The following is a 9,610-nucleotide window of genomic DNA, read 5'->3' on the forward strand; positions in this document are numbered from 1 at the left end:
CTGACGGCATCTGGTGATGGAGCTCTGATTATAGGAGACTTGTCGGATAACCTGGTAAACGATAATGGCAGTAGCCTGAACGTGGTGATAACGAACTCCGTAAACGTTCAAATCACTGACCAAGCAACACTGGCGCAACTAAAGGCGATTAACGATGCCACGTCAGGTACTATTACACTCGATGACAGCGGGTTAGATATCTCTGGCTCAACCTCTGATCTTGTTGCCGCTCTCACGGGAATAACCGGATATACGGGCAACATCACGGTGACCGATCAGGCTACCCTTGAGCAGCTTGTGACTATCAACAATGCCGTTGATGGTACGATCACGTTGGATGTAACCGCACAGGCCTTGTCCGGTTCATCGACTGATATGTCTGCAGCATTTTCAGGTGTCACCGATGGTTATGAGGGCAACCTCACGATTGCCGGAACACTAACCAATGCAGCAGGTGTCACTGCGGTGAACACGGTTGCGGCGGCTACAACTGGTAAACTGAGTGCCACGTTGGAGGCGACGAGCACCGAACTTGATTCTCTTTCGTCGACTTCAACAGATGAGGTGGTAATAACAGTCACTGACGGTGCTGCGACAGCAGTCGAAGCAACAACGCTTAGTGCAATTGGTGGAAAGACGGCCAGCGATGTGACTGTGTCGAATGCCATCGTTGTTTCTGGCACGCTTGCGGAGACAACTGCAGCGTTTGTAACTGCCGATACTCTGGTGATTGGCTCTAGTGCGGTGGTCCAACTGGATGACACTGCGGGGAGCTCTATCGCGGCCTCAGGCTTAAACACGCTGGCCGGTAGGGTGGCGAGTGTTGAAGTTTCATCTGGAGCAATATTGACTGGCTCGCAAGCTAACGTCACCACGGCTCTCACAACTGACAGTGTGACCTACCCAAACAACGACTACGATGTTTCGATTACAGGAGCTTTTGGTATCGATGCAGCGCTCATCAACATGTATAATGCCGTTGCTGGGTCAACATCCGGTGAACTGAGCGTCACGGGGACAGGCTTTGGTGATACGCTAAATGCTTCTTCCTTCACTGGTAATGGCTCTAATGGTTTGACGCTCAATGGTGGCAGTGGCTCAGATGTCATTGTTGGCACGAGCTTTGACGATGTGATTAGTGGTGGCAATGGGACCGATGTGATCACTGCTGGTGCTGGGTCAGATAACATCACCGGAGGGGCTGGTTCTGATACGTTCGTTTTCAACAGCGTTAGCGGTGCGGACACTATCGTTGACTACACTGTAGCGGACGACAGCATCCAACTCTCAAAAGCTATCTTCACTGGACTTGGTGATATAGGAGCTTTGTCATCTGACGAGTTCGTATCCGGAGCTGGTCTGGCAGCTGCTGCTGATGAGACTGATCGTATCGTTTATGATACAACATCTGGTGCCCTGTATTACGATGCGGATGGTGCAGGTGGTGATGCCGCGGTTCAGATTGCCACATTTACGGGTACTCCAGATCTACTTAGTTCCGAATTCGCGATAATTGCCTAATCGTTCAGTAATCTAAAAATAGAACCCAAAAGAAGCGGCGGTCTCCGCCGCTTCTTTTACTTCCGAGGTGATCATGACCGACGAGACAACCCCTACAATCACGCTGGATGGCGCGGGCTACGCTGTGTCTGATATAACGCAGACTGCAGGTGATACGTTGCAATCGCTCCAGTTCGCCGAGGCGAAACTGCGGCAGTTGCAGGGCGAGCTTGCGGTGTCAAAGACGGCGCATGTTGCCTATGCGCGTGCGTTGAAAGCCGAGCTGGAGTTGCAGGCCCCTACGGAGAAACCATGAGCGAGCGGTTTCGCATAGACGGCGTCGAATACGCGACGGATGGCCTGAGCCAGGAGGGCAGGGATCTTGTGGCACGGCTGACATTTGCCCGGCTGACGCTGCAGGAGCTGAACAACCAGCAGGCGCTGCTGACGAAAGCAAAGAACGCTTATATCGCGGATCTGAAGTTAGAAATCGTTCAGGGACGGACCGGCGTCGATCTGGGTTCTTTGTTCAGTGATGACTAAACCGAAAAGCAAAGGGAAACATCCATGCCAAAGATCACAATCGACGACATCGAATATAATACCGAGGATCTTACTGAGAACGGCAAAGCGCAATTGGCGAGCCTGCAATTTCTTGAGGGCCAAATGCTGAAAATCCGCAATGAAATGGCGGTCTACCAGACAGCGCAACGTAGTTATGTGGCCGCGCTCAAAGCTGAGATTGCACGGTCTGGCGTCCAGCCTTTGACAATCGCAGAAGAGCCTGGGCTTGAGAGCAACAAGCCGGATTAGAATGATGCGAATGTCGAGACGAGTATTTGGCTATTATCGATTGTTTCTCTGGATGGAGCCATAATTGAGACATGCATTCCGCAATCAAGCATAAATCGGTAAGTGATCTTTTGCACATTCGATTTGAAAACGAAGCGGCGATAGAATTTAAAATAATCGTAGTAGACTGAGGCATCAAATGAGCATCGAAAATTATATGGCGCAACGAGTGTGCAGGCCTTTTCATATAAACGAGAAAAGAGATGTTCGGTTTGTGCGAGGTCAAATCGCACAGCCCCGGATAGCAACTCTTAGCGCGGTCAGTTTGATACTTTTGTTGGCGGCCTGTGGAGATCGTCCTTCTGACATAGAACAGATGTCGACAAGTTTGACTGCGACGCTTGCCGACGCGTCATTGATGGAGGCCCCGCACGAGGGGGCAGGGGTCGATATTGCATCGGGCTTTCGTTCGGCCATACGCGACGCAGTCGAGGCGCATGAGGGCTACCGCGCGGCACTTTTCTTGGAACAAGAAATGATGAACCGGGTTGACGTTGCCCAGAGCGTGCGGCGTCCACAAATTACGGGAAACTCAACCGTTGGTGGGATGCGTGAGCAGGGCGGCACGCAGCCTGACGAAACAACGGCGGGTGTCGCGGCTGGCATCACCATTTCACAGTTGATCTATGACGGCGGCGAAAGTGCCTCCAACGTCAATCGCGCAACGGCGGAGGCTTTGGGCGCGCGCGCGGAGCGGACTGCGCGCGGGAATGATATTGCTCTAGAAGCGGCACGGGCCTGGATTGACGTTTGGCAATACGAGGCGCGGCTGACACTCTTGCGCAAGCGGACTGCAGAAATGGACACAGTGGTCGAGCAGATTGAGCGGATGGCCTCGAATGGTATGATCGATCGTGCGGCTCTTGATAGTGCCAGACGCCAGATCGTCGATATTACGTTGGAGGAGACGCGCTTACATGCGGACCTCCAGCAGGCACACGTTCGATTTGTGCGGTTTTTTAACCAGCAGCCGAAGGCGATGTCGCGCCCTGCAGAGATCGTGAGCCTGGCGGATGCGCAAACGCAAGCTAAGACTTGGCAACAAGCTCCCGCCTTGCAGCGTAGTGCTGCGGAATTGATCGTAGCACGCAGCGCTGTTGCTGGTGCGCAGGCATCCTTCAAGCCGCGAGCGCGGCTTCAGGCGGGCGTGACTTCGCCGATGCAGGATGGAGAGAGCACCGACACGAGTGTAGGAGTCATGTTAGAGTATACGTTTGGCGATGGTGGGAGACGCCGTGCGCAACTGCGGGCTGCAGAAGCACGGGTTGAGGCGGTGGAAACCCAACTTACGGACGCGCAGCGCACCCTCAAGGCAGAGATGGACGCAGCGGTTCGCCAGTTGGCGGCCATCGATCGCTCCATGCCTTTGGTTGCGCGGCAGATCGCACTCAGCGCCTCGGAGGCGCAAACGGCACGGTCCCAACTCGCGACCGGGCAGTCCAACCTGCGCCAGGTGATCGAAGCTAAAATTCAAAACTACCGTGCGGAAGACCGTCAAATTTCTATGAGTGCAGAGATACTTGCACTGCAGCTTACAATATCCTCTCGCACAGGTGCTCTTGTGCAGCTGATCGGATTGACGTCCAATGTGTCCGAGTAACCGCTCGCTAAGAGATGCTAATATAAAAGGACCTTCCCCATATGGAGGATAAATCGACCGACGAAGCCAGTCTTCCAACTGTGGCTAACGTCGCAGCAAAGCTGGAAGGTGATGGCGTCTCTGTGGTATCTGTGCGTTCCGGCGAAGAGGCAGAGAAGCCCGGTGAGCCCGAGGACATTGCCACGCCAGACCTTCGGGATGATACGTCCTGTGAACCCGGTGTGGAGCCGCAAGCGGTTCCTGCGAGCGATGGCGCCACAGCGCTGATCCACGCTGTTCAACATATTCTGGCTTTGTCTGGCATGGCGTTTTCGGCGGGTGCGGTGCGGGATTTGCCAGAACTGACCAGCGACGTTTTTGATCCGAAGTCTGCAATTTCTGCGCTACGCCATGTCGGGTTTGAGGCCACTTACGGAGAGATGAAGCTAAAAAAGCTGCGCGCAACACATTGCCCGGCGATTGGCTTTCTCAAAGGTGGTGAAGCGGTTGTGGTCCATGCCATCGACGAAAGCGGCATGATCCATGTGCGCCGGTTTGGTGGCGAAGAACAGTTTGTTGAGGAGCAGTTGACGCAAAGAGATTTGGGTAATCAGCTGGAACCCTTTATTATTTTGGCGCGCTGGGTGCATGAGGCCTCCAAGGTGAAGGGTAAGAACGACTGGTTTTGGGGCTCTCTGCTGCAAGGCAAATGGCTCTACGGCCAGGTGCTTATTGCGGCAGCAATCACAAACTTTCTGGGCCTGTCCACCTCGCTTTTCATCATGGTGGTCTATGATCGCGTGGTGCCGAACGAGGCGATTGAATCGCTGATTGCACTGACAATTGGCGTGCTGATCGCACTGGCCTTTGACTTTATCATCAAGACGCTACGGGCGCAGTTTGTTGACAAGGCGGGCAAGCGCGCTGATGCGCGCATGTCGCGGCTGATCTTTGATAAAATCTTGAACATGCGTCTAGACAACCGCCGTCAAAAGTCAGGCGCAATGGCGAGCATCGTACGGGAGTTTGACACGTTGAGGGAATTTTTCACCTCGGCAACGCTCGTGGCCGTCGTAGATCTGCCGTTCATCTTCCTGTTCATTTGGGTGATCTCGCTGATTGCGGGGCCGTTGGCGCTGGTGCCGTTGATTGCAGTGCCGCTGGTAATCCTGTCCGGCCTCGTCATCCAACCGTTTCTGGCGCGCATTGCTGAGAGTTCGATGCAGAGCAATATGTCCAAGCAAAGCGTTTTAGTTGAAACGCTCAACGGGTTAGAAACAGTGCAAGCCACAGGCTCTGGTCGACTGATGCGGCGACGTTTTGAGGAAGCCTCGGATGCGCAATCGGAACTTGGATTGAAGAACCGGATGCTGTCTCAATTTGCCATCAATTCCGCGGCCTCGGTCCAGCAATTGGCCCAGATTGCCACGATCTTCTACGGTGTGTTCTTGATCCAAGATGGCATCATTACCATGGGGGCGATGATTGCTGCTGTGATCTTGGGGGGACGGACGCTTGCACCTCTTTCTCAGCTTGCGTCGGCAATGTCGCGGGCGAACGGCGCGCGGCAATCGTACCGCTCGCTCTCGACTGTGATGAATGATGAGGATGATCAATCAGCGCAATCACGGTCGCGGTTAAGCCGCCCGCATCTTTCTGGCGAGATTGAGTTCAAGAACGTGAGCTACACATTCCCAGGCTCTGACAGTGCGATTATACGGAACCTGTCGCTCAAAATACCGGCAGGTCAGAAAGTGGCCGTTGTCGGTCGAATGGGGTCGGGGAAGTCCACGATGTCTCGCCTGATCTCGGGACTGATAGAACCGAGCGAAGGAGCGGTACTGATCGATGGGGTTGACCTGCGCCAGATCGATAAATCCGATGTGCGCCGCAACGTCGGTGTGATGTTGCAGGATACTTGGCTGTTCTCTGGAACAGTGAAAGAAAACCTACAGATGGGTTTTTATGAATACGACGATGCCCATCTGCTCAATATCTCCAAACTCTCTGGTGTTGACGATTTTGTGGCGAGCCATCCTCAAGGCTATGATATGGAATTGCGCGAACGGGGGGAGGGGCTTTCGGGCGGGCAGCGCCAGTCTATTAACCTTGCGCGGGCTTTGCTACATGACCCAAATCTGCTGGTTTTAGATGAGCCGACAAGCTCGATGGACACAGCGACCGAGAAGTCTGTGATTGGGCGCTTGAAGGTTTGGGCCGGGTCCCGAACGCTGGTGATGGTAACACACCGCAACACACTTCTGGAGCTCGCTGATAGGGTTCTTGTCATGGATCAGGGGGCGATCGTCGCCGATACGACCCCCGAAAAACTCAAAGCACAAGCACGATAGGGGCGAGCAGGATGTCTAATACTGATTTTAAATCCTTATCGCGTGAGATGGCAGGCCGTGAAGGTCTGGGCGGCTCAACCATCATGTTTACAATCATCGCGCTGGTCGGGCTGGCTCTGGTTTGGGCCAATTGGGCTGAGTTAGACAACGTGACGCGCGGCGAGGGGCGGATCGTGTCATCGGTACAAAACCAGATGGTGCAAGCGTCCGAGGGCGGTGTGATTTTAAGGCGCTATGTGACGGAGAATACCGTTGTTGCAGAGGGTGAGGTTTTGTTCGAACTTGATCCCGTCGACGCAAGCAGTGAACTGAACCGCTTAGCGCAGCGGCTGGCAGGACTGGATGTCAAAGAGCTTCGCCTGCGCGCAGAAATCAATGGGACGGAGTTCTCTGTGCCCACTGATCTAAATGCACGCTCACCCATGGTGGCGTTGACCGAGCAAAGCCTGTTTGCCGCTCGCCGCGCCGAGTTAGCTGGACAGCTTGCGGTTCTGGAGCAACGCTTGCAGCAACGTCAGCAGGATTTGCGAGCGGCTGAAAACAGCTTGGGGACGGCTGAGCGCACTGCTGTCTTTTTGGACGAAGAAATCGCCGTGGTCGCACCCTTGGTGCGTGACAACATTGCCCCGGCTACACGGCTTTTGGAATTGCAGCGTCAGCGTGAGCAAGCACTTGGCGAGCGCGATCGCAGCAGTGTTGGCATTGACCAAGCGCGCTCAAGCATGGTTGAGCTTGAAACTGAAATCGACAATGCAAAAGCCAACTACAAGCTCCGTGCAATGGATGAAATCAACACCGTCGTTGCTGAGCAAAGCGAACTGGCAGAATCCTTGCCGCGGCTAGAAGAACGGGTAAGCCGCACGATCATCCGCGCCCCCATGGAGGGGATCGTAAGCCGTCTGAACTTCCGCACGCCCGGTGGATTTGTGAATACCGGCGATGTGATGCTGGAGCTGGTGCCAACGGGTGAGGCACTGATCATTGAGGCCCGAATTATGCCGCAGGACATCTCTCGTATCCGTTTGGATGACGCTGTTCGCATTCGGCTGTCGGCGTACGATTCAGCTAAATACGGCACAGTGGACGGCCGCGTGATCCAGATTAGTCCCGACGCTGTGGTTGATGAACGTAACCAAGGCGCGAGCCATTACCTGGTGGATGTGGCGATAGAGGGTGATCTGGTTCTTGAGGAAACCGGCCAAGCGATCACCTTTATTCCTGGCATGACAGCGACGGTGGATGTCCTGTCGGGCAAACGTACCGTTTTGGAGTACATCTGGCAGCCCATGGCGAAGGTTCAAGAACTTGCACTCCGGGACTGAGGAGACGTCTATGATCAGGAGAGGCAAGCGCTTATGCGGTTCTTAGGAACGATTTTGATAGGTGTCAGTTGGATTGTACTGCTGATTACAAGTCTTGGGGGAATAGCTGCAGGGTGGCTTTATTACGGCTACAGTAAGTTGGACTGTCATCCGATGTTTGCCAAATCGGATGCAGCTTGCAGTGTTCTGTCTACATGGGCCTCTGAGCATGTGATGATCGCTGGACGTGCGCTTATGCCCTATCGCGGAGTGTTGACCTCTGAGCAGGATATTTTGCTCCTATCGGCGCTTTGCGCAGTTGGTACGGCGCTACTCATCCAGGCGGTACACCGCGTTTTGGTCCGACGCCGGAAGCGCCGATTGGGTGTATTCTCGGATGTGAAAGGCTTTCGGCCTATAGATCTGTCAGTTGATTCATGAGCGCGGCGTTGTATCATACTCCCCAGAAGTGGGGCAGCTTACGTCGCTAGAGATCGCGAGTGAAACGAGATCGTCGATGCAAATTTTCAAAGCAACGGCAAGCTTGCTGAGCGTGGTCACAGAACCGGTCTTACGGCCAGCTTCTATGTCTATAATCTGGACACGGTTCACTTTGGAGCGGCGCGCCAATTCAGCTTGGGTGAGGTTTCGGTGTTCTCTCCAGACCAGAAGGGGCGATTTGCCATCCAAGAGCTGATCGACAACGAACGACGGAAGCAGTTCTTCTTCGCCCATCTCGAGGCGCTTGAGGACTTCAGAAACACTCTGCAGATCGCTGAGGTCTTCCTCAAGTGCTTTGAGCCGGAGATATTCGTCCCTCGGGATGGTGACCATTTCATTCATCTGCGTCACTCCTTGTAGGCGCTGCCGCGCGGCTTGACTTCGAGTATCTCAATTATAACACCATCGCGCATAATTACGCGCCAATCCCCCACGCGTAACCTTACCACTCCGTCCAGACCACGCAGCGCTTTGACATTGTTCGCCTGTGAGGCGGGATCCTCAGCAAAGGATCTGACCTTTTCGCGTATGCGCAGTGCAAGATTTCGTGGCATTCGCATCAGCGCTTTCTGTGCGGTTCGGGTATAGGCGATTTCTTTCATTTCGTTGCATAGATGACTTTTGCGGTGTAGTCAAGGGTTACACCCCCCGTCAGACCGATTGCTTCGATACATCAAAGTCACGGTCAAAGCAATTTTGTGACTGTCCCACCCATGCGGTAGTCAGGGCATGGCCTGATGGATATGCATTAAATTGTGCCCACCATGGCGTCACATCTCCCGCCCGTACCACCTGACGCGCCCGATGATGTTGACCTCGTCAGCGGTTCCCTCGCGGACAGTATCTTACGTCGCCTTCAGCAGTGGCTTCGCATTGATTTTTATGTTCATCGACGCGAGAACTTTCAGCACCGTCCCTAGCTCTGGATTGCCGGCGCTGCTGAGCGCCCGGTACAGACTTTCGCGGCTTACCCCTGCCTCCTGTGCTATTCGCTTCATTCCCTTGGCGCGTGCGACCACGCCGATTGCATCGCTGATGAAGGCCACATCCTGGGTCTCGAAGGCGCCTTGCCGATTTTGGACTCCGCGAAGCTTAGCAACAGGCGGAACGTATCTCTGTAAGCGGCGATTGTGCGTGGGCTGACGGCCCGCTGATGGCCCAAGTGTTCAACGAAGAAACGTTGGAGCAAAGTGGAAAAGGTCGGTATCAAGGTTGGATCAGCCATGATGGTGTTCTCCTGCTGCCGCCGCGAATTGCTCAAAGCTCTTGCCGGCTACGGCCATGAGATCCGGGACGCCGGTCAGATACCAGTATGTGTCGGATTGCGGGTTTCGGTAATTCTCGGACACGCGTTTCGGTAAATCCCGGACAGTTTCAGGAAGGTTTGGGACCGGTTGGTGATCGCCTGCGCCGTTACGGCATTCTGTCGGTCTTGAACAAGACTGGGAGGATCCATGCCAAGACGGAAGCAAGCGAGGCGTACGACTGTGCAAGACATACGAGCGATACTGCGGCTGACGCATGAA

9 protein-coding genes and 2 pseudogenes are annotated in these 9,610 nt (G+C 54.4%); 7 read left to right on the forward strand and 4 right to left on the reverse strand.

From position 1 onward, the window contains the following. The 7 genes and pseudogenes from B9P63_RS18680 to B9P63_RS18710 form a co-directional block, all read left to right on the forward strand. A pseudogene (locus B9P63_RS18680) lies at window positions 1-1,521 on the forward strand (calcium-binding protein); the annotation flags it as partial. Window positions 1,522-1,594: 73 nt separating this feature from the next. After that, on the forward strand, window positions 1,595-1,816 hold the full coding sequence (locus tag B9P63_RS18685; RefSeq protein WP_085311654.1) for a DUF6447 family protein: 222 nt from the start codon (window positions 1,595-1,597) through the stop codon (window positions 1,814-1,816). Further along, complete coding sequence (locus tag B9P63_RS18690) at window positions 1,813-2,043, forward strand: hypothetical protein (RefSeq protein ID WP_085311656.1); 231 nt, start codon at window positions 1,813-1,815, stop codon at window positions 2,041-2,043. Before B9P63_RS18685 ends, B9P63_RS18690 begins: the two co-directional genes overlap by 4 nt. Window positions 2,044-2,067: 24 nt before the next feature. Next, entirely contained in the window at window positions 2,068-2,313 is a 246-nt protein-coding gene (locus B9P63_RS18695) for a DUF6447 family protein (RefSeq protein ID WP_085311658.1), read from the forward strand. Window positions 2,314-2,668: 355 nt separating this feature from the next. Further along, window positions 2,669-3,952 carry a TolC family protein gene (locus tag B9P63_RS18700; protein WP_176219210.1) on the forward strand — a complete coding sequence of 428 codons (1,284 nt, stop codon included), beginning with the start codon at window positions 2,669-2,671 and terminating at the stop codon, window positions 3,950-3,952. 41 nt (window positions 3,953-3,993) lie between these two features. Beyond that, window positions 3,994-6,282, forward strand: a complete 2,289-nt coding sequence (locus B9P63_RS18705) for a type I secretion system permease/ATPase (protein ID WP_085311661.1) — start codon at window positions 3,994-3,996, stop codon at window positions 6,280-6,282. A gap of 11 nt (window positions 6,283-6,293) precedes the next feature. Next, window positions 6,294-7,604 (forward strand): HlyD family type I secretion periplasmic adaptor subunit, encoded by a 1,311-nt coding sequence (locus B9P63_RS18710; protein ID WP_085311663.1) that lies wholly within the window; start codon window positions 6,294-6,296, stop codon window positions 7,602-7,604. Window positions 7,605-8,018: 414 nt separating this feature from the next. Here the strand turns inward: B9P63_RS18710 and B9P63_RS18720 are convergent, their stop codons facing one another. From B9P63_RS18720 to B9P63_RS19365, 4 genes and pseudogenes are all read right to left on the reverse strand, one after another. Beyond that, complete coding sequence (locus tag B9P63_RS18720) at window positions 8,019-8,426, reverse strand: helix-turn-helix transcriptional regulator (RefSeq protein WP_085311667.1); 408 nt, start codon at window positions 8,424-8,426, stop codon at window positions 8,019-8,021. A 5-nt stretch (window positions 8,427-8,431) separates the two neighbouring features. Then, window positions 8,432-8,686 carry a type II toxin-antitoxin system RelE family toxin gene (locus B9P63_RS18725; protein WP_085311669.1) on the reverse strand — a complete coding sequence of 85 codons (255 nt, stop codon included), beginning with the start codon at window positions 8,684-8,686 and terminating at the stop codon, window positions 8,432-8,434. A gap of 243 nt (window positions 8,687-8,929) precedes the next feature. Beyond that, window positions 8,930-9,139: pseudogene (locus B9P63_RS18730) on the reverse strand (addiction module antidote protein); the annotation flags it as partial. 245 nt (window positions 9,140-9,384) lie between these two features. Beyond that, on the reverse strand, window positions 9,385-9,610 hold a 226-nt coding region (locus tag B9P63_RS19365), incomplete at its 5' end, for a hypothetical protein (RefSeq protein WP_217806531.1).

It is taken from the genome of Planktotalea arctica (assembly GCF_002105285.1).
GTDB classification, from domain to species: Bacteria; Pseudomonadota; Alphaproteobacteria; order Rhodobacterales; family Rhodobacteraceae; genus Planktotalea; species Planktotalea arctica.